Source organism: Burkholderia sp. Bp9012, assembly GCF_003853825.1.
Taxonomy (GTDB): domain Bacteria; phylum Pseudomonadota; class Gammaproteobacteria; order Burkholderiales; family Burkholderiaceae; genus Burkholderia; species Burkholderia diffusa.
In genome coordinates this window covers 49,758-69,200 of sequence record NZ_QTQA01000005.1, presented here as the reverse complement: position 1 = coordinate 69,200, position 19,443 = coordinate 49,758, and the positions used below count along the sequence as shown (strand labels likewise).

Here is a 19,443-nt window from a genome sequence, read left to right as displayed (position 1 = left end):
ATGCACCGCTTATCTCATTGAAAAACAAGCAAAATTTATATCTTATGTCTTATATAAGACCTCGCCGAAAGCGCATCGGGCGGCGTTACTATTGAGTCCATGCAGTTCGCTTCGTCATACGGAGCGGGCAAGCTGAACCCTTTACTCAAATGCGCTTCGTTCCCAGGAGATTGACATGTCCCAATATCAAGACGACATCAAGGCAGTGGCTGGCTTGAAGGAAAACCACGGCAGCGCGTGGAATGCCATCAATCCCGAGTATGCCGCCCGCATGCGTGCCCAGAACAAGTTCAAGACGGGCCTCGACATCGCGAAGTACACCGCGAAGATCATGCGCGCCGACATGGCCGCGTACGATGCCGATCCGTCCAAGTACACGCAGTCGCTGGGTTGCTGGCACGGCTTCATCGGCCAGCAGAAGATGATCTCGATCAAGAAGCACTTCAACAGCACCGAACGCCGCTACCTGTACCTGTCGGGCTGGATGGTCGCCGCGCTGCGCTCGGAGTTCGGCCCGCTGCCGGACCAGTCGATGCACGAAAAGACGTCGGTCAGCGCGCTGATCCGCGAGCTGTACACGTTCCTGCGCCAGGCCGACGCACGTGAACTCGGCGGCCTGTTCCGCGAGCTGGATGCTGCCAAGGACGCCGCTGCCAAGGCCGCCATCCAGGAAAAGATCGACAACCACGTGACGCACGTCGTGCCGATCATCGCCGACATCGACGCCGGTTTCGGCAACGCCGAAGCAACGTACCTGCTGGCCAAGCAGTTCATCGAAGCGGGCGCGTGCTGCATCCAGATCGAAAACCAGGTGTCCGACGAGAAGCAGTGCGGCCACCAGGACGGCAAGGTCACCGTGCCGCACGAGGACTTCCTCGCGAAGATCCGCGCGATCCGCTACGCGTTCCTGGAACTGGGCGTGGACGACGGCATCATCGTCGCCCGTACCGACTCGCTCGGCGCCGGCCTGACCAAGCAGATCGCCGTGACCAACGAGCCGGGCGACCTGGGCGACAAGTACAACGCGTTCCTCGACTGCGAGGAGCTGTCGGCCGACCAGCTGGGCAACGGTGACGTCGTCATCAAGCGCGACGGCAAGCTGCTGCGTCCGAAGCGCCTGCCGAGCAACCTGTTCCAGTTCCGCGCCGGCACGGGCGAAGCGCGTTGCGTGCTCGACTGCATCACGTCGCTGCAGAACGGCGCCGACCTGCTGTGGATCGAAACCGAAAAACCGCACATCGCGCAGATCGGCGGCATGGTCAGCGAAATCCGCAAGGTCATCCCGAACGCGAAGCTGGTGTACAACAACAGCCCGTCGTTCAACTGGACGCTGAACTTCCGTCAGCAGGCGTACGACGCGATGAAGGCAGAGGGCAAGGACGTGTCGGCATACGACCGTGCGCAGTTGATGAGCGTCGAGTACGACGAGACCGAACTGGCCAAGCTCGCCGACGAGAAGATCCGTACGTTCCAGGCCGATGCATCGCGTGAAGCAGGCATCTTCCACCACCTGATCACGCTGCCGACGTACCACACGGCCGCGCTGTCGACCGACAACCTCGCGAAGGAATACTTCGGCGAACAGGGGATGCTCGGTTACGTGGCGGGCGTGCAGCGCAAGGAAATCCGTCAGGGCATCGCGTGCGTCAAGCACCAGAACATGTCCGGCTCGGATATCGGCGACGACCACAAGGAATACTTCAGCGGCGACGCAGCGCTGAAGGCAGCGGGCAAGGACAACACGATGAACCAGTTCTCGTAATCGTCATACCCGCGGCACGACGCCAACCCGTTCATGACGGGTTGGCGTTTTTTTTATCCGCGCACGGCCTTCACGACGTATTGGCTCGTCGGCACCACGTCGATCTTGTCGAAATCGATGAAGCGTCCGCAGCTGTCCATCATCTCCCCGACGTTGCGCTGGAATTTCTCCTCGTCGCCGACTGCATCGAAGAACGCGTACGGATCGGTCATCGCGGCGGCCGGGAAGCATTCCTCGACGATCGCGTCGTAGCCGGGCGCCGCATGCGTGAGCGCGCGCACGACCACGTTCTGCACGTACAGGAAGTTGTCCTGCGTGTCGATCGCGACGCGCGTGTGATGGCCGTGCCATACGTCGAGCCATGCTTCATGCGTGAGGCGCGGCGGGCGCTTCAGGAACGCGAGCTGCGAGAAGCCGCTCGTGCGCTCGCCGGGCCGCGCCGGAAAGCGCATGTTCGGAATCGGCTGCGATTCCGTGACGAGATACGCGGCCATGTGCGGGACGATCGCGCGCACCGCGTCGTCGAACGGCTGGCGGAACATCGGGTTCGCGCTGTCGATCCACACCGCGACGATGCCGTCGATGCCCGGGTGCGTGTTGGTCTGCTTCAGGCCGGCGGCCGGCGCGACATCGGCGTCGGCAACGTTGATCTGCACGCCGGGCGCGCCTAGCGACAGCAGCTTGTCGGCGAGCTGCGCGCGCACGCTGCGGCTCCATTGTTCGGGCGCGGCCTGCGCATCGCGCCACAATACATAAATGACTTTCTCCATTGCTCCGGCTCCAAAGGGGATGACGAGGTCGGCGGCGCTGCCGCCGGGTTTCAGGAAGCGTTGACGGCCGGATCGGTCGCGCCGGACGCGTCGTGCGCGCCCGGTGCGAAGCGGTTGGCGGTCAGCGTGAACGACGGCGGAATCGGCGACGTGACGGTTTCGAACAGGCGCTCGTGACGCGTCGCGTGAATACGCCACACGCCGTCGTGCTTCACGTACTGGTCGTCATAGAACGCGGTGCCGTGCATCAGGTAGTTATCCTCTAGATTGATCGCATGATCCTCGAGAAACCACACGCCGCACGCATGATCGGCGGACACCAGCGTGAGCTCGGGGTGGTGGCCGTGATGCATCGTCAGGAAGGTCGCCTTGCCGAGCAGTTCGCGCAGGCTGGACACGAATGCGTCGCGGCCGTCGTACGCATAGCGGCCGCCGTACAGGCGCGCCTCGCAGTCCTCGGTCAGGCATTGCGCGAGCAGCGACCAGTCGTGCGTATCGACCGCGCGGAAATACCGGTACTTCAGCTGGCGGATCTGCTCGTACTCGTGGAGCGTGCGGGTCGTCTCGTCCATCGCCGTGTCTCGTGGTGGTGTCATCGGATGGTAGGAATGAAGCCGCCTGCGTCACATCGTCTGTTCGGACGAACGCCGCGGGAGCTGCGTTCAAGTTCGCCGATACGCGACATCGGGGTTCATCCAAACAGGTGATGGCCGGCCTCCCGTGCGCCTGTAACGTGGCGTCGACGCGGCTTCGATCCGCGCACACGAGACCAAGGAGACGGCATGACCCCGATCGAACGAATGGAAGCGCGCGTGCGCAGGCTGGAGGACGCCGACGCGATCCGCCGCCTGAAGGCGCGCTACTTCACGTGCTGCGACCGGAAGGATCCGCAGGGGATGCGCGACTGCTTCGCGCCCGGCGCCGTGCACATCGACTACGGCCGAATCGGCACGTTCGACCACCGCGATGCGCTCGTCGACGTGTTCGAGCGGCTCGGCTGCCATCCGCACATCGTCGAGATGCACCACGGCGTGAATCCCGACATCACCGTGCTCGACGACACGCATGCGCGCGGCACGTGGGGCCTGCATTACCAGATGCTCGACACCAACGCGCGCACGCTCACGCAGCTCGGCGCGACCTACGACGACGAATACCGGAAGGTCGACGGCGAATGGAAGATCGCGGCCACCCGCTGCGTCGTCACGTCGACGTTGTCCGCCCGCTACGACGGCGATGCGCCGGGCGTGCTGTTCGCCGGCGCGCAGCCGCCTGCTGCGTGACGACGCGCACGACCCACTCAGGTTGAAAACATTCCCCAGGAGACATCGAACATGGCACAGAACAACGAGGCGCCCGTCGCCGTCGTGACGGGCGCGTCGCGCGGTGCCGGCAAGGGCATCGCGCGCGCGCTCGGCGCGGCCGGTATGACGGTCTATGTGACGGGGCGCTCGCAGAACGAAGGCGACGCGCCGCTGCCCGGCACGATCCACGAAACCGCGCGCGAAATCGACGCGCTCGGCGGCCGCGGGATCGCCGTCGCGTGCGACCACGCGGACGACGCACAGGTAAAGGCGCTGTTCGAGCGCGTCGAACGCGACAGCGGGCGACTCGACATCCTCGTCAACAACGCGACCTATCTGCACGACCAGCTGATCCTGCCAGGCCCGTTTTGGGAGAAGTCGCTCGACCTCGTGAACATCCTCGACGTCGGGCTGCGCTCGGCGTACGTCGCGAGCTGGCACGCCGCGCCGCTGATGGCGAGGCGCCGCAGCGGGCTGATCGCGTTCACGTCGTCGTTCGGCGCGAGCTGCTACATGCACGGCGCTGCGTACGGCGCGCAGAAGTCCGGCGTCGACAAGTTCGCGAAGGACATGGCCGTCGACCTGAAACCGTTCGACGTCGCGGCCGTGTCGATCTGGATGGGGCCGCTGCGAACCGAACGCACGACGCGCGTGTGGGACGAGCATCCGGACCTCTACAAGGAATTCTCGCTCGTCGCCGAAAGCCCGGAATTCACCGGCCGCGTGATTCATGCGATCCACGCCGATCCGCAGCGCATGGCGTTGTCGGGGCAGGTGCTGGTCGGCGCGGAAGCCGCGCTGCAATATGGCATCGCGGATCTCGACGGCAAGCAGCCGCCGTCGTATCGCGAACTGCTTGGCGGGCCCGTGCAGGCTCATCCGGCGATCGTCGCTTAAGGAGCGCACATGGGCATCCTCGAAGGCAAGGTCGCGCTCGTGACGGGCGCGGGGCAGGGCGTCGGGCAAGGCATTGCGCACGCGCTCGCGGGCGAAGGCGCACAGGTGGCCGTGGTCGGCCGCACGCGCGACAAGCTGGTCGCGACTTGCGATGCGATCCGCGCGCGCGGCGGTATCGCGGAGCCGTTCGTGTGCGACGTGATGGACGCCGCGCAGATCGCGCGGTGCGTCGATGCGGTCGTCGAGCGGTTTCGCGGCGTGCAGATCCTGATCAACAACGCGCAGGTCGTGCCGCTCGGCCGCCTGCTCGACGTGACCGACACGGATTTTCTCGCGGGCCTCGAGTCGGGGCCGATCGCGACGCTGCGAATGATGCGCGCGTGCCATCCGCATCTGAAGGGGGATGGCGTGATCGTCAATTTCGCGTCGTCGGCCGCGGTGCGCTGGGACGCGTCGGGCTATGGGGCCTACGCGGCGACCAAGGAAGCGATTCGCGCGCTCACGCGTGCTGCCGCATGCGAATGGGGCGCCGACGGCATTCGCGTGAACGCGGTTGCGCCGCATGCACTGTCGCCGGGGCTGAAGGGCTGGATCGACGCGAACCCGGACGAAGCGGCGGCGTTCTTCCGCACGATCCCGCTCGGCCGCGTGGGCGACTGCGAGCAGGACATCGGGCGCGCGATCGTGTTTCTCGCGAGCCGCGACGCCGCGTACCTGACGGGCGCCACGCTGCCGCTCGACGGCGGGCAGGCGTATTGGGGCTGACGGCGAACGCGACGCACATCAAGGGCCGGCACCGATGCACGTGGCAGCGCGTCGCGGCCGGCAAACCGGAATCGGAAAGCATCGAGGAGAAAACGACATGGGTCGACTGGAAGGGAAGGTGGCGATCGTCACGGGCGGCGCGCGCGGGATGGGCGCCGCGACATGCAGGCTGTTCGTCGCGGAGGGGGCGCGCGTCGTGATCGGCGACGTGCTCGACGCGGAAGGCGAGGCGCTGGCGCGCGAACTCGGCGACGCGGCACGCTTCATGCGGCTCGACGTGAGCGACGAACAGAACTGGGCGCGCGTCGCCGATGCGACCGTGGAGCAGTTCGGCCGCATCGACGTGCTCGTGAACAACGCGGCCGTACTGATGTTCGGTGCGATCACCGAATTGTCGAAACGTGATTTCGAGCGCGCGGTATCGGTCAATCTCGTCGGCACGTTCGTCGGCATCCGCACGATCGCGCCGCGCATGATCGCGCAGAAGAGCGGATCGATCGTCAACATCTCGTCGGTGGACGGGCTGCGCGGCGTCAACGCGCTGGCCGCCTACGTATCGAGCAAATGGGGCGTGCGCGGGTTGACGAAGGTGGCGGCGCTCGAACTCGGCCACCAGGGCGTGCGCGTGAATTCGATTCATCCCGGTGGCGTCAACACCGCGATGTCGAACCCGGCCGGCGCGCCGCTCGACGAGATCAACAAGCACTACACGCACGTGCCGCTGCAGCGCGTCGGCTTGCCTGACGAAATCGCGCGTGCGACGCTGTTTCTCGCGAGCGACGAAGCGTCGTACTGCAACGGCGCCGAACTGTCCGTCGACGGCGGGATGGCGGCAGGCGCGTATTACCCCGGATTGCCGGGCGCGCCGTTTTGAGCGGTAGCGCACACAACGCATGCGCGATGGATGTTTGTGTACGCAACCTAATTCAGGGTTTGCCTGAGTAGCGAAAACGCGAATCTGCGCCGCGACATGTTCGCGTGCATCGCATGCGAGCATGTCGCGCGATTTTTCCGTTTTCGCGAAACCCTTGCAGGACGGATGTTCCAGCCGTTTCGTCCCCAAAGCTCACGCGTCGGCGCAGTAAAAAGGACATGCCGGCAAGCGGCATGCCGGCGCGTCGTCACAGTTGTTTCTTGTTGCAACGCAACGCCCGCCCAATAACGGCGATGGTATGCTGGCCGGCATGGAGTTGTACGGCAGGTTGCTTGCATGGCGAAACTCGCGTTCGCACGCTCATACGAGACATCACATTCTCTCGCCCGCATCGCGGCATCGACACGCGCTCCGCTCGCGTGTGCCGCCTTGCGCGTCGCTGCATCCTGCGCTCCGACCGCATTCCCCATCTCGCGGGCTCGTCCCGCATCCCCCATCCCCGCCCAATAGTCTGGAGACATTCCCATGTCGCAAAACAACCTGGCCGAAGCGACGCACGGCCCGCTGATCGCTCCCCCGGCATTCGTCAAGCATCGCAAACTGATCGACTGGGTGTCGCGTATCGCGGCGCTCACGGAGCCCGATCGCGTCGTCTGGTGCGACGGCTCGCAGGAAGAAAACGACGCGCTGTGCCAGGCGATGGTCGACCAGGGCACGCTCAAGCGCCTGAACCCGGCGAAGCGCCCGAACTCGTATCTCGCGCAGTCCGATCCGTCCGACGTCGCGCGCGTCGAGGACCGCACCTTCATCTGCACCGAATCGCCCGACGACGTCGGCCCGACCAACAACTGGATCGCGCCGGAAGAAATGCGCGAGACGCTGAACGGTCTGTTCCGCGGGTCGATGCGCGGCCGCACGCTGTACGTCGTGCCGTTCTCGATGGGCCCGCTCGGCTCGCCGATCGCGCACGTCGGCGTCGAGTTGTCCGACAGCCCGTACGTGGCCGTGAACATGCGGATCATGACGCGCATGGGCCGCGACGTCTATGACGTGCTCGGCGAGGACGGCGAATTCGTGCCGTGCGTGCACAGCGTCGGCCATCCGCTCGAAGCGGGCCAGAAGGACGTGCCGTGGCCGTGCAACCCGGTCAAGTACATCGTGCATTTCCCCGACACACGGGAGATCTGGAGCTTCGGCTCGGGCTACGGCGGCAACGCGCTGCTCGGCAAGAAGTGTTTTGCGCTGCGCATCGCGTCGACGATGGGCCGCGACCAGGGCTGGCTCGCCGAACACATGCTGATCCTCGGCGTGACGTCGCCGGCCGGCAAGAAGTATCACGTCGCGGCGGCGTTCCCGTCCGCGTGCGGCAAGACCAACTTCGCGATGCTGATCCCGCCGCGGGGTTTCGACGGCTGGAAGGTCACGACGATCGGCGACGACATCGCATGGCTGAAGCCGGGCCGCGACGGGCGCCTGTATGCGATCAACCCGGAAGCCGGCTTCTTCGGCGTCGCGCCGGGCACGGGCGTGAAAACCAACCCGAACGCGATCTCGACGCTGAAGGAAAACGTGATCTTCACGAACGTCGCGCTGACGGAAGACGGCGACGTGTGGTGGGAAGGCCTGACCGACACGCCGCCCGCGAAGCTGACCGACTGGCAGGGCAACCCGTGGACGCCGGAGATCGGAAAGGAAACCGGCCGCAAGGCCGCACACCCGAACTCGCGCTTCACGGCGCCGGCATCGCAATGCCCGTCGATCGACGCGGACTGGGAAGACCCGGCCGGCGTGCCGATCGACGCGTTCATCTTCGGCGGCCGTCGCTCGACGACCGTGCCGCTCGTGACCGAGGCGCGCGACTGGATCGAAGGCGTGTACATGGCCGCGACGATGGGCTCGGAGACGACCGCCGCGGCAGCTGGCCAGCAGGGCGTCGTGCGCCGCGACCCGTTCGCGATGCTGCCGTTCTGCGGCTACAACATGAGCGATTATTTCGCGCACTGGCTGAAGATCGGCAAGCAGATCGAAGGCGCCGGCGCGACGCTGCCGAAGATCTACTGCGTGAACTGGTTCCGCAAGGATGCGAACGGCAAGTTCGTGTGGCCGGGCTTCGGCGAGAACATGCGCGTGCTGAAGTGGATGCTCGATCGCCTCGAGGGCAACGGCGGCGGCGGCGAACATGCGTTCGGCGTGTCGCCGGCCTATGACGACCTGCACTGGAACGGGCTCGACTTCACGCGCGAGCAGTTCGAGGCGGTGACGTCGATGAACGCCGACGAATGGCGCGAGGAACTGAAGCTGCATGCCGCGCTGTTCGACACGCTGAAGCTGCGTTTGCCCACCGAGCTGACCGACACGATGAAGAAGATCGAACAGCGCATCGGCGGCTGACGATCCGAATCGGTGTAACGAAGTAACGACGTGGTGGCATGAACGTCCCGCCGCCGGCATGCATCGCCGGCGGCGGGACGTTTTTGTTGCTGCTTCGTTTCAGCGTGGCGCGTGTTGCGCGGGCAGTGCGCTCACGCGCCGCATTGCGCGACCACTTCGTTCACCGCGCGCTGCACGTCGCCGCGCCGGTAGCGCAGCAGCGCGATATCGGCCGGATCGGGTTCGTACGACACGACGTTGCCGCGCCCCGTGTAGATCGCCATATCGGGCAGCAGCGGATGCTCCTGGTCGAGCGACGGCACCGGCTGCGGATTGCCCGCCGCGCGGAAGAAGGCCGCGAAATAGTCGGCGAAGCTCAGGTTCTCGTCGCCGACGAGATAGGCCTTGCCGGATGCGCCGCGTTGCAGCGCGCCCCAGATCGCTTCCGACAGCGACTGCGTCGAGATGAAGTTGCTGCCGCCGGCCGGCCCGTACACCGGCAGGCCGGCGAGCTTGCCCTGCGCATAGCCCGTGTACGCGGCGAACATCTCGTTGCGCAGCCCCGGCACCGACCCGACGACGAACGGCGCATTGACGCTGCACACCGCGAACGACGGCGACGCGAGCGCGCGCACGCGTTCGTCCGCGAGATGGCGCGAGCGCACGTACGGCACCGTGTCGACGAGTGCCGGCGCGACCTGCGGATAGAAGCTGCCGACCAGCACCGCGCGCTTCACGCCCGCGTCGCGCGCGAGCGCGAAGAAGCGCGGTACCGCGTCGACGTTCGCGCGTTCCCAGTGCGCGGCTTCGTCGGTGCCGGGCGGCAGGTGGCGAATGTCGTTGCCTGCCGCGAACACGACCGCGTCGAACGGCGCGAGATCGTCACGCGTGAAGTTGCCGGCCACGTAGTCGCGCAACAGCACGTCGAATTGCGCGAGCGCGCTGCCAGGCGCGGGCGGCTTGCGGGCGGCGAGCGTCACGTCGTTGCCTTGCGCGCGCAGATGCAGCGCGGCGTGGCCGCCGATGAGGCCGGTGCCGCCGATGATCAGGATGTTCATGGTGTCTCCGAGGGCGGCGCAGGCGCGCCGCATGAATTGAACCGACGATTGAACGGATGAAGCCGCACGGAAGTGCGCTCAGAAGTTGAAGCCGTTGCCCGTGACGACCGGCAGGTTGGTCCAGAAACCGTTCGGGTCGCGGTACCAGCCGGCCGCCGCGAGCGCGCCGCCGTCCACGTGCAGCGTCGTGCCGGTGACCCACGCGGCGAGCGGGCTCGCGAGGAACAGCGCGGCGCCCGCGATGTCGCCGGCGGCACCGAAGCGCCCGAGCGGAATCCAGCGCGGGATGTGCGCGCGATGCTCGGCCGCGACCATCGCGCTCACGGGCACCTGCGGCGTCTCGGTGGTCTCTGGCGCGATCTGGTTCACGCGAATGCCGGCCGGCCCGAGTTCGAGCGCGAGGCTTTTCGTGAAACCGGTCAGTGCGGTCTTGAACGACGCATAGACCGTGCAGTTCGGAATCGCGCGGAAGCCCTCGATCGACGACACGCCGACGATGCTGCTGCCCGCGCCGCGCTTGCGCAGCAACGGCAGCATCGCCTGCGTGACGACGAACACCTGGCGCAGGTTCACGTCGAACAGCCGCGCGATGTCGTCGTCGGTATGATCGTCGAACGGTTTCGCGATCTGCAGGAAATCGCCGACGTTGTTGACGAGCACGTCGAGGCCGCCGAAGCGTGCGTCGATCGTCTGCGCGAATGCGTCGACCTCGTCGCGGCGCGTGACGTCCACGACGCCGACGAGCGCGTCGACGCCCGCGGCTTCGAGCGCCTGGCGCACGTCCTGCGCGCGAGCGGGGTCGAGCTCGGCCACCGCGACGCGCGCACCCGCCGCGCCGAATCCTTCCGCGCACGCGCGGCCGATGCCCGCGCCGCCGCCGGTGATCAGTACTGTCTTGCCGGTAAATGAAATCACCACAACACTCCTTCGAACGAAAAAGCCACGAGCCGCATCACAGCGACGAAACGAGTTGCGCGTTGTCGATCCGCAGCTCCGCGCCGTTCACGAAACGCGATTCGTCGGAGGCAAGGAACAGCACGAGATTCGCGACGTCCCGCGGATCGCACATGCGTGCCATCGGATCGCTGCCGATGCCGAGTGCGGTTGGATCGAGATCGGGCATCAGCGCCTGCGTCATCGGCGTCCAGATCCCGTCCGGATGGATCGAGTTGCAGCGGATCCGGTAGCCGCTGCGCTTGCAGTGCACGGCGACGCTGCGCGCGAGCGCCGTCACCGCGCCTTTCGACCCGGTGTACGCGCACATCATCGGCAGCCCGCCGAGCGCGGCGACCGACGACATCATCACGATCGAGCCCGGCGTGTCGTTGCCTTTCATCGCGCCGATCGCGTACTTGCAGCCGAGGAAATAGCCGTCTGCGTTGACACGCAGCACGCGCCGCCAGGTGTCGAGGCTCGTGTCCTCGATCGAGCCGACCGGGCAGATCGCCGCGTTGTTGACGAGTACGTCGAGGCGGCCGAAGCGGTCGAGCGTCGACGCGATCGCGTGCCGCCAGCCGTCCTCGTCTGCGATGTCCTGGCGCACGAACAGCGCGGTGTCGCCGATTTCGCGCGCGAGCGCGCGGCCCGCATCCTCGTCGATGTCGGTGAGCACGACGCGCGCGCCCTCGGCGGCCAGCAGCAGCGCATCGGCGCGGCCGACGCCACTTGCCGCGCCGGTGATCAGCGCGACCTTGTTTGCGACTCGATTCATGTTGGGTTCGATTTCCTGCGACGTTGAAAGAAGGCGGGCGCTCATGCGGCGCCCGGCGCGCGGCCGGCCTTGACCGCGTCGAGCGCGGCCGCGCCGTAGATCTGCGCGATCGTTGCGTCGACGCGCGGGTTGGTGCGCAGCTCGTGGCCGCCGTCGACCGCGAAGCTCTGGCCGGTGACCCAGCCCGACTCGGGGCCCGCGAGATAGCGCACCGCGTGCGCGATCGCTTCCGGTTCACCGAGCGTGCCGAGCGGAATCTGTTCGAGGAAGCTGTCGACCAGCGCACGGTCGTCGAACATCGGGGCGGTGGCTTCGGAGCGCGTGAGGCCCGGCCGCACTGCGTTCACACGGATCTTCGCGCCGGCCAGCTCCTCGGCCGCACCGCGCACCAGCGCCTCGAGCGCGGCCTTCGCGGTGCAGTACGCGGTCAGCCAGCGGAAATTGATCTGCGCGGCGGTCGACGAGATGCAAACGATGGAGCCGCCGCCGCTGTCGGCGAGCCGCGGCGCGGCGTGACGGATCGCGGCGAACGCGCTGGACAGGTTCAGGTCGATTTCCGCGCGGAAGCTGTCGGCGTCGTGCATCAGCAGCGGGCGGAACCCGGCGCCGCCGACGGTCGGCACGACGATGTCGAGACGGCCGTCGAGCGCCCATGCGGTATCCAGCGCGGCCTGCAGGTCGGCGTCGTCGCAGGCGTCGCCGGCGTGGATCGCGACCCGGCTGCCGGGCACTGCCTCGGCCAGATGCCGCTGCGTGCGTTCGAGCGCGTCGCGGCGGCGGCCCATCAGCACGACGGCCGCGCCATCGGCGGCGAGCGCGTGCGCGCAGGCCGCGCCGATGCCGCCGGCGCCGCCCGTGACGAGCGCGGTGCGGCCGGCGAGGGGGAGGGGCGAGCGCATCGTTCAGCCCTCCAGCGGCAGGTCTTGCGACCAGTCGACGTGCAGCGTGCGCGCGGCGAAGCGCCACGTGCCGCCGTCGAACACGCAGCGGTCGCGATAGCGCAGCCCCCAGTCGAGCTTGCGCTTCACGCCGTCGCGCACATAGACGTGGCACGCGACGCCGTAGGTCTCGACATCGGCTTCGCCGCCGTCGAGCGTGACGAGCTGGTTGTGCACGTGATGCTGGGTCGTCTCGTAGCGCTCGATCACGCTCATGCCGGCGACGATCGCGTCGCGGTCGTCGAAGCGGAAACCGGGGCCGTCGAGCTGCGCATCGGCGGTGAAGAGGGTGGCGAGGCGCGGCCAGTCGCGCCGATCGACGGCTTGCGCGTAACGGCACGCAAGTTCGTACAGCGCGTGGCGGGGATTCGAATCGGTCATGCGGTACTCCCGTGAGTGAACGGAAAGCGTTTGCCGCGCCGCGAGCGCGGATGCAGCGGCGTTGCGACGTCGACGCGCAGGTTCGCATCGGACCGATCGATGCTCATCATCCATACGGAGCAGGGTCAGGATCGGGGAAAACACCGGGGCCGACGGCGGTGCAACGTCCGATGCTGCGATGCAGCGACGGATGCACGGCATGCGGCCGACGGTGATGCGGCCGATCGCAACAAGCCGGGGCAGACGGTTTGCGGGTCTTTCAGTCGAACCAATCACGCAGTAATGCTGCAGTGCGGTGCGCCGCATGAAGCGCGATTCGTGTTTGCCCCTAGTCGAAATGGACGATGGCTGGCGGGCCGGCGCTGGCTACCGTGCAGTCATCCGGCGCCGTTGCACGTGGTCAGTCGCCGGATACGAACCGCGATAGCGGCCAACCGGAGGGGACGACAATCATGAGACTGACGACTCGCAAGCTGTGCGTATTGGCGATAGGCACGTTCGCGGCCACGGTAGTGGCGCGATATGGTGCCGAGCAGGTCCCGTCGCCGCCGTATGCGGCCGGCATCCTGCAATGCCGCTCGGTCGACTCGAACGGCTTGCCGACGGGTTGCGTACCGATCGATCCGTCGCACTTCGGCTTCGCCGCGCTGCGCGGCATGTGACGCTGGCGCGGCCGTGCGCCGCGCCGATTCGATGTCGCCGGGAAGCCGTCGCGATGCGGCGGCGTCCTCGCGGACAGACCGGGTGGAGCACCGCGATACATGCGCCGCGGGTCGCCCATCCGGTTTCCCGTCGTCGTTCGAGTTTCCCGCCCACGATACCCCGCGCGGCTCGCATGCGCGCTCTCGAGCGCTCGCATCGACACCGCGCCGACGTCCGTGTCGGGCTGCCTGCCCGGCGGTGCTTCGCCACGACCACCGCCTTTCACCCATTCCCTTCACGCAGAACCATTACGCGATGTCATCCGACTATTCCCTGACCCGCCCCCTGAACGTCCGCGACGTGCGTCGCTGGGACGCCGAACACGACGTCGTGATCGTCGGCTTCGGCGCGGCCGGCGCGTGCGCGGCGATCGAAGCCGCGAGCGCCGGCGCCGACACGCTGATCGTCGAGCGCGCGTCGAGCTACGGCGGCACGAGCGCGCTGTCCGGCGGCGAGATCTACCTCGGCGGCAGTGGCGGCACGCCTGCGCAGCGGCAGGCCGGCTTCAGCGACGATACCGAGGACCTGTACCGCTACCTGATGCTCGCGGGCGGCCGAGACGCGGACGAGGCGAAGGTGCGTCTCTACGCGAACGAGAGCCTCGCGCATCACGACTGGCTCGTCGCGCAGGGCCTCACGTACAAGAACACGTTCATTGCCGAGCGGATCGTCGAACCGGAAACGGACGATTGCCTGATCTGGTCCGGCAGCGAGGAGGCCTGGCCGTTCAGCGAGGCCGCGAAGCCGTGCCCGCGCGGGCACACACCGCAATGGCCGGGCTGGGGCGGCGGGCAGATGCTGATGCGCGTGCTGGCCGGGCGCGTGCAGGCGCTCGGCGTATCGACACGCTACGACACGCGCGCCCTGGCGCTGATCGTCGACGATGCCGGCGCGGTGCGCGGCGTCGTGCTGCGCGCGTACGGCGAGACGGCATGCGTGCGGGCGCGCCGCGCGGTGATCCTGTGCGCGGGCGGCTTCGCGATGAACCGCGACATGGTGCGCCGGCACGCGCCGCAGTTGCTGCGCTCGGACGAACCGATCGGCAGCCCGGGCGACGACGGCTCGGGCATCCTGCTCGGCCAGAGCGCGGGCGGGGCCGCGATCCACATGGACCAGGGTTTCGTCAGCCTGCCGTTCTACGCGCCCGAATCGCTGATCCGCGGGATCTTCGTGAACGCGCGCGGCCAGCGCTTCATCAACGAGGACGGCTATCACGGCCGCACCGGCCATCACGCGTTCCACCAGGCCGACGACCGGATCTACCTGCTGGTCGACCAGGCGACCTATCAGGAGCCGCCCGCGATCGCGCGGATCGGCATCGCGGCGGCGGGCGAGACATGGGAGGAAGTCGAACGCGACCTGCAGATGCCGGCCGGCACCCTGACGGCGACCGTCGACGTCTACAACCGCCACGCGGCCGAAGGCGTCGATCCGTTGTTCCACAAGGCGGAGAAGTGGCTGACGCCGCTGATCGAGCCGCCGTTCGTCGCGCTCGATTGCCGGATCGACTACGCGTTCTATCCGCATTTCACGCTGGGTGGGCTCGACACGCTGCCGACCGGGCAGGTGCTCGACGCCATGCGCGTGCCGGTGGCGGGCCTCTATGCGGCCGGCCGCACGAGCTGCGGGCTGCCGCGCTGGGGCGCCGGGTACAGTTCGGGGCTGTCGCTGGCCGATGCGACGTTCTTCGGCCGGCAGGCCGGCCGTCATGCCGCGCGTTCGGCGAGCGAGGCGGAGCGCCGCGCCGCGTAGCGTCGCCTGAACAGGAAAGCACGACGCCCCGGGCAACCGTGTTGCACCGGGGCGTCGTCGTTTCAGGCGGACGTCGGTGGCGCGTCGACAGGCCGTCAGCCGAGATCGAGCGCGTTCGTCAGGTCGCCCGGCGGCGTCGCGCTGCGCGACGCGAACGCCTTGTCGCGCGCGGCGACGCCGTCGAGCGGCGCGAGCCCGTGCACGCGGCTGATGAAGCGCAGGATCGAGTTCGTGTCGTACATCGTGTGGTCGACGTAACCCTTCTTCGCGAACGGCGAGATCACGAGCGCGGGAATCCGTGAGCCGGGGCCCCAGCGATCGCCGACCGGCGGCGCGACGTGATCCCACCAGCCGCCGTTCTCGTCGTGCGTCATCACGATCACGGTGTTCGCCCACTGCGGGCCGCGCCGGATGCGTTCGATCACGTTCGCGATGTGGCGATCGCCGGATTCGACGTCCGCATAGCCCGCGTGCATGTTCAGGTTGCCTTGCGGCTTGTAGAACGCGACGGCCGGCAGGCGGCCCGCGTCGATGTCGGCGATGAAGCGGTTGGTCGACGGCTCGTCGCCGAGGCCCGCGTCGCGCAGGTGCTTGCGGCGCGCGTCGGTGCCGGGCGCATAGTTCGCGAAGTAGTTGAACGGCTGATGGTGATACTGGAAATCCGGCACCGTGCCCGTGTCGCGGTGCTCGAGCGCGTATTGCCACGCGCCGCTGTACCACGCCCAGTCGACGTTCTTCTCCGACAGGCGGTCGCCGATCGTCGCATGGCCTTGCGGCGGTATCACGCGATGGTCGGCCGGATCCGCGTATGCCGCGTTGCCCGGATCGGCCGGCGGCACGTAGCTCGGCTGGTACGGCGGCGCCATCGTGTTCACGCCGTAGCCGTCGGGCGTCAGCGGGCCGTCGATCGCGAACTTCGGCGGGCCGTCGAGCGCGGATGCCGGCGAATCGGCGGCGAGCGTGAGCCGCGTGCCGGCCGGATCGTCGCCGTCGACCTTCGACAGCAGCTTCGCCGCGTGCGGATGCCGGTGTGCATCCGGATAGATCGGCGGCTGCGCGGAAATCAGGAACATGTGGTTCAGCCACGAACCGCCGAAGGCCGCCATGAAGAAGTTGTCGCACAGCGTGTATTGCCGTGCGAGATTCCACAGCCGCAGCGTGTCGGCCGAATTGCGGTAATGGCCCATCACGAGGCCGCCCGAATCGGCCCACGCGGCAAACTGGTTGTTGCGGCCGCCCGCGATCTGCATCTGGTTCTGGTAGAAGCGGTGCCACAGGTCACGCGTGATTACGCCATTGGGCAGCGGCTTGCCCTGCGCGTCGGCGATCCGGAACGGCGCGTTCGGCAGCTTGTCGATGTCACGCTCGGCGATCGCGTAGCGCTTGCCGTCCACTTCCTGCGCCTGCGGCACGAGTCCGCCCCAGATTTTCGGCAGCACCGGCAACGGCGTCTTGCCGTCGCGATCGAGCTGCTGCGCATGCTCGGGCCGCACCTCGCTCAGCGGGTAGCGCACACCGGGGAAGTCGCCATACAGGTTCGCAAAGCTGCGGTTTTCCGCATAGATCACGACGATGTGGCGCACCTGCCGGCGCAGCGCCTCGTCGAGCCGCAGGTCGGCGGCGGTGCGCGGCGCGCCGCCCGGCGTGGTCTCGCAGCCGCCGAGCGCGACGCCGGCGCCGAGCGCGGCGAGGCCGCCGAGCATGCGGCGGCGGTCGGGATCAACGGGAAGGTCGTCGGGGCGATCGGGGGTGTCGTTCACGTCGTGAGCTCCTCGGATGGGCGGTTGTCGTTCGATGCGCGGCGGCGTCACGCGGCCTGCCGCGACGCGGGACGGGACGCAACGGCCGGCGTCGCGCCCGGGCGGGGCGATGCCGGCTGTCACGGAAATGTCATGAACGCGACTATAACGTGGCCGCCCGCCTCGATGAAAGCTGTTTGTCGGACAATGCGCGACGCTTGCGCGCGAACTAGACTTGAATCACGGGCGGCGCGTTGCCGTGCGTCGTCCGCGCGAACGGCGCGTGGCGCGCCTTCGCGGTGTCATTCATGCGACGAAACGAGGCGAAGATGACGCGGATGCGTTCCGTCTGCGCGTGGCTGCCGATGCCGCGTGCCGGCCCGGCGCGCGGGCACGCATAAGCGCGCGGCGGCGTGACCGGCCGGCCCGATGCCATGGACAGGAAATTCGACTACGCAGGATTGCTGATCGCGGCGGGCTTCTTCGTGCTGTTCGCCGCGCAGTTGCTGATGCTGCGTCCGACGTCGACGCTGATCGCGTACAGCGATTTCCATCGGCTCGTCGCCGCGCGGCTCGTCGACGATCTCGAGATCGGATCGACGACGATCACGGGCACGCTGACGATGCCGCAGGCCGGCGCGATGCTGCCGGCGTCCGAAGTCACGGCCCTGAAGTCGGAGGGCACGCCGCCGCGCTTCGCCACCAACCGCGTGACCGACCCGCAGTTGATCGACGCGCTGACCGCCGCCGGCATCCGCTTCCACGGCGCGTCCGACACCGGCTGGATCGCGTCGCTCGCGTCGTGGCTGGTGCCGCTCGTCGCGTTCGTGTTCATCTGGAACCTGATGCTGCGCAAGCGCGGCGGGCTGCAGGATTTCACCGGGATGGGCAAGAGCCGCGCACGCGTCTACGTGCAGCAGGAAACCGGCATCACGTTCGACGACATCGCGGGCATCGACGAAGCGAAGGCCGAGCTGCAGCAGCTCGTCGCGTTCCTGCGCGATCCGGATCGCTACCAGCGGCTCGGCGGCAAGATTCCGAAGGGCGTGCTGGTCGTCGGCGCGCCCGGCACCGGCAAGACGTTGCTCGCGCGCGCGGTGGCGGGCGAGGCGGCCGTGCCGTTCTTCTCGATCAGCGGCTCGGCGTTCGTCGAGATGTTCGTCGGCGTCGGCGCGGCGCGCGTGCGCGACCTGTTCGAGCAGGCGCAGCAGAAGGCGCCGTGCATCGTGTTCGTCGACGAGCTCGATGCGCTCGGCAAGGTGCGCGGGGTCGGCCCGATGTCGGGTAACGACGAGCGCGAGCAGACGCTCAATCAGTTGCTCGTCGAGATGGACGGCTTCCAGGCCGGCTCCGGCGTGATCATCATGGCCGCGACCAACCGGCCGGAGATTCTCGATCCCGCACTGCTGCGCCCGGGCCGCTTCGACCGTCACATCGCGATCGACCGGCCCGACGTGAACGGCCGCCGCCAGATCCTCGGCGTGCACGTGAAGCACGTGAAGCTCGCGGCCGACGTCGACCTCGGCGAACTCGCGTCGCGCACGCCGGGCTTCGTCGGCGCCGATCTCGCGAACGTCGTCAACGAGGCCGCGCTGCATGCGGCGGAACTCGGCAAGCCGGCGATCGGGATGGACGACTTCGACGAGGCGATCGATCGCGCGCTGACGGGCCTCGAGCGCAAGAGCCGCGTGATGAACGCGCAGGAGAAGCTGACGATCGCCTATCACGAGGCCGGCCATGCGCTCGTCGCGGAAAGCCGCGCGCATTGCGATCCGGTAAAGAAGGTGTCGATCATTCCGCGCGGCGTGGCCGCGCTCGGCTATACGCAGCAGGTGCCGACCGAGGATCGCTACGTCCTGCGCCGCAGCGAGCTGCTCGATCGGATCGACGCGCTGCTCGGCGGGCGCGTCGCGGAAGAACTCGTATTCGGCGACGTGTCGACGGGCGCGCAGAACGATCTCGAGCGCGCGACCGCAATGGCGCGCCACATGGTCATGCAGTACGGGATGAGCGAGCGGATCGGGCTGGTGAGCTTCGACGACGGCGATGCGCGCACCGGCATGCCGGGCGCATGGCATTCGGGCGAGGGGCGCTGCAGCGAGCACACCGCACGGATGATCGACGACGAGGTGCATACGCTGCTGACCGATGCGCATGCGCGCGTCGCGTCGACGCTCGGAGAACGTCGCGATGCGCTCGAGCGGATCGCACGACGGCTGCTTGCGTGCGAGGTGCTCGAACGCGATGCGTTGCAGGCGCTGATCGACGGGCGCGAGGCGCCTGGCGCCGTGCCGTCCACGACCGATCCCGGGCCTTGCGCGGGCGCGAATGCGCCGGAGCAGGCGTCGGCGGTCGAGCGCGATTTCGTCGCATACGGGCCGCCGCGCGAACCCGAACGCTGAAGCGCGAGCCTGTCGCCG

Annotated in this window: 17 protein-coding genes; 9 read left to right on the top strand and 8 right to left on the bottom strand. The window is 67.8% G+C overall.

The window, feature by feature from the left end; all coding sequences use genetic code 11:
- The first annotated feature begins 175 nt into the window (after positions 1-175).
- Positions 176-1,762 carry an isocitrate lyase gene (locus tag DIE11_RS08305; protein WP_124622767.1) on the top strand — a complete coding sequence of 529 codons (1,587 nt, stop codon included), beginning with the start codon at positions 176-178 and terminating at the stop codon, positions 1,760-1,762.
- A gap of 53 nt (positions 1,763-1,815) precedes the next feature.
- Here the strand turns inward: DIE11_RS08305 and DIE11_RS08300 are convergent, their stop codons facing one another.
- Together DIE11_RS08300 and DIE11_RS08295 are read right to left on the bottom strand one after the other, a co-directional pair.
- Positions 1,816-2,532, bottom strand: coding sequence for an EthD domain-containing protein (locus DIE11_RS08300; RefSeq protein ID WP_124622765.1), 717 nt, complete (start codon positions 2,530-2,532; stop codon positions 1,816-1,818).
- Between the two features lie 50 nt (positions 2,533-2,582).
- Positions 2,583-3,104, bottom strand: coding sequence for a nuclear transport factor 2 family protein (locus DIE11_RS08295; protein WP_124622763.1), 522 nt, complete (start codon positions 3,102-3,104; stop codon positions 2,583-2,585).
- A gap of 210 nt (positions 3,105-3,314) precedes the next feature.
- On the opposite strand from DIE11_RS08295, the gene DIE11_RS08290 reads away from it, so the two are divergent.
- The 5 genes from DIE11_RS08290 (at position 3,315) to DIE11_RS08265 (ending at position 8,763) form a co-directional block, all read left to right on the top strand.
- Positions 3,315-3,815 carry a nuclear transport factor 2 family protein gene (locus DIE11_RS08290; protein WP_059600491.1) on the top strand — a complete coding sequence of 167 codons (501 nt, stop codon included), beginning with the start codon at positions 3,315-3,317 and terminating at the stop codon, positions 3,813-3,815.
- 51 nt (positions 3,816-3,866) lie between these two features.
- Positions 3,867-4,733: an SDR family NAD(P)-dependent oxidoreductase gene (locus DIE11_RS08285; protein ID WP_124622762.1), complete on the top strand. Its 867-nt coding sequence runs from the start codon at positions 3,867-3,869 to the stop codon at positions 4,731-4,733.
- A gap of 9 nt (positions 4,734-4,742) precedes the next feature.
- Positions 4,743-5,498 carry an SDR family NAD(P)-dependent oxidoreductase gene (locus DIE11_RS08280; protein WP_124622760.1) on the top strand — a complete coding sequence of 252 codons (756 nt, stop codon included), beginning with the start codon at positions 4,743-4,745 and terminating at the stop codon, positions 5,496-5,498.
- 97 nt (positions 5,499-5,595) lie between these two features.
- Positions 5,596-6,372, top strand: coding sequence for a glucose 1-dehydrogenase (locus DIE11_RS08275; RefSeq protein WP_124622758.1), 777 nt, complete (start codon positions 5,596-5,598; stop codon positions 6,370-6,372).
- 525 nt (positions 6,373-6,897) lie between these two features.
- Positions 6,898-8,763 (top strand): phosphoenolpyruvate carboxykinase (GTP), encoded by a 1,866-nt coding sequence (locus DIE11_RS08265; RefSeq protein ID WP_124622756.1) that lies wholly within the window; start codon positions 6,898-6,900, stop codon positions 8,761-8,763.
- 131 nt (positions 8,764-8,894) lie between these two features.
- Here the strand turns inward: DIE11_RS08265 and DIE11_RS08260 are convergent, their stop codons facing one another.
- From DIE11_RS08260 to DIE11_RS08240, 5 genes are all read right to left on the bottom strand, one after another.
- Positions 8,895-9,800 (bottom strand): NAD(P)-dependent oxidoreductase, encoded by a 906-nt coding sequence (locus DIE11_RS08260; RefSeq protein WP_124622754.1) that lies wholly within the window; start codon positions 9,798-9,800, stop codon positions 8,895-8,897.
- A gap of 78 nt (positions 9,801-9,878) precedes the next feature.
- Entirely contained in the window at positions 9,879-10,712 is an 834-nt protein-coding gene (locus tag DIE11_RS08255) for an SDR family NAD(P)-dependent oxidoreductase (protein ID WP_221622452.1), read from the bottom strand.
- 40 nt (positions 10,713-10,752) lie between these two features.
- Positions 10,753-11,511: an SDR family oxidoreductase gene (locus tag DIE11_RS08250; protein WP_124622749.1), complete on the bottom strand. Its 759-nt coding sequence runs from the start codon at positions 11,509-11,511 to the stop codon at positions 10,753-10,755.
- A 41-nt stretch (positions 11,512-11,552) separates the two neighbouring features.
- Positions 11,553-12,410 carry an SDR family NAD(P)-dependent oxidoreductase gene (locus DIE11_RS08245; RefSeq protein ID WP_059600484.1) on the bottom strand — a complete coding sequence of 286 codons (858 nt, stop codon included), beginning with the start codon at positions 12,408-12,410 and terminating at the stop codon, positions 11,553-11,555.
- A gap of 3 nt (positions 12,411-12,413) precedes the next feature.
- Positions 12,414-12,830, bottom strand: coding sequence for a nuclear transport factor 2 family protein (locus DIE11_RS08240; protein ID WP_059525569.1), 417 nt, complete (start codon positions 12,828-12,830; stop codon positions 12,414-12,416).
- 452 nt (positions 12,831-13,282) lie between these two features.
- Here DIE11_RS08240 and DIE11_RS08235 point away from each other — a divergent pair, with 452 nt between their 5' ends.
- Together DIE11_RS08235 and DIE11_RS08230 are read left to right on the top strand one after the other, a co-directional pair.
- Positions 13,283-13,492 (top strand): hypothetical protein, encoded by a 210-nt coding sequence (locus tag DIE11_RS08235; protein ID WP_124622747.1) that lies wholly within the window; start codon positions 13,283-13,285, stop codon positions 13,490-13,492.
- A 295-nt stretch (positions 13,493-13,787) separates the two neighbouring features.
- Positions 13,788-15,284 carry an FAD-dependent oxidoreductase gene (locus DIE11_RS08230; protein ID WP_124622745.1) on the top strand — a complete coding sequence of 499 codons (1,497 nt, stop codon included), beginning with the start codon at positions 13,788-13,790 and terminating at the stop codon, positions 15,282-15,284.
- 95 nt (positions 15,285-15,379) lie between these two features.
- On the opposite strand, the gene DIE11_RS08225 is transcribed toward DIE11_RS08230, so the two are convergent.
- The gene (locus tag DIE11_RS08225) at positions 15,380-17,044 is read right to left on the bottom strand and encodes an acid phosphatase (protein WP_124622743.1); all 1,665 of its coding nucleotides are present in this window, start codon (positions 17,042-17,044) and stop codon (positions 15,380-15,382) included.
- A gap of 413 nt (positions 17,045-17,457) precedes the next feature.
- On the opposite strand from DIE11_RS08225, the gene ftsH reads away from it, so the two are divergent.
- Positions 17,458-19,425 (top strand): ATP-dependent zinc metalloprotease FtsH, encoded by a 1,968-nt coding sequence (ftsH, locus tag DIE11_RS08220; RefSeq protein WP_124622741.1) that lies wholly within the window; start codon positions 17,458-17,460, stop codon positions 19,423-19,425.
- The last annotated feature ends 18 nt before the right edge of the window (positions 19,426-19,443 follow it).

Excerpts from the sequence above, each read along its gene's own strand:
- DIE11_RS08280 (WP_124622760.1), top strand. The coding sequence starts at position 4,743 with ATGGGCATCCTCGAAGGCAAGGTCGCGCTCGTGACGGGCGCGGGGCAG.
- DIE11_RS08275 (WP_124622758.1), top strand. The coding sequence starts at position 5,596 with ATGGGTCGACTGGAAGGGAAGGTGGCGATCGTCACGGGCGGCGCGCGC.
- DIE11_RS08305 (WP_124622767.1), top strand. The coding sequence starts at position 176 with ATGTCCCAATATCAAGACGACATCAAGGCAGTGGCTGGCTTGAAGGAA.
- DIE11_RS08245 (WP_059600484.1), bottom strand. The coding sequence starts at position 12,410 with ATGCGCTCGCCCCTCCCCCTCGCCGGCCGCACCGCGCTCGTCACGGGC.
- DIE11_RS08265 (WP_124622756.1), top strand. The coding sequence starts at position 6,898 with ATGTCGCAAAACAACCTGGCCGAAGCGACGCACGGCCCGCTGATCGCT.
- ftsH (WP_124622741.1), top strand. The coding sequence starts at position 17,458 with ATGGACAGGAAATTCGACTACGCAGGATTGCTGATCGCGGCGGGCTTC.
- DIE11_RS08285 (WP_124622762.1), top strand. The coding sequence starts at position 3,867 with ATGGCACAGAACAACGAGGCGCCCGTCGCCGTCGTGACGGGCGCGTCG.
- DIE11_RS08250 (WP_124622749.1), bottom strand. The coding sequence starts at position 11,511 with ATGAATCGAGTCGCAAACAAGGTCGCGCTGATCACCGGCGCGGCAAGT.
- DIE11_RS08300 (WP_124622765.1), bottom strand. The coding sequence starts at position 2,532 with ATGGAGAAAGTCATTTATGTATTGTGGCGCGATGCGCAGGCCGCGCCC.
- DIE11_RS08240 (WP_059525569.1), bottom strand. The coding sequence starts at position 12,830 with ATGACCGATTCGAATCCCCGCCACGCGCTGTACGAACTTGCGTGCCGT.
- DIE11_RS08290 (WP_059600491.1), top strand. The coding sequence starts at position 3,315 with ATGACCCCGATCGAACGAATGGAAGCGCGCGTGCGCAGGCTGGAGGAC.
- DIE11_RS08295 (WP_124622763.1), bottom strand. The coding sequence starts at position 3,104 with ATGGACGAGACGACCCGCACGCTCCACGAGTACGAGCAGATCCGCCAG.
- DIE11_RS08260 (WP_124622754.1), bottom strand. The coding sequence starts at position 9,800 with ATGAACATCCTGATCATCGGCGGCACCGGCCTCATCGGCGGCCACGCC.
- DIE11_RS08230 (WP_124622745.1), top strand. The coding sequence starts at position 13,788 with ATGTCATCCGACTATTCCCTGACCCGCCCCCTGAACGTCCGCGACGTG.
- DIE11_RS08235 (WP_124622747.1), top strand. The coding sequence starts at position 13,283 with ATGAGACTGACGACTCGCAAGCTGTGCGTATTGGCGATAGGCACGTTC.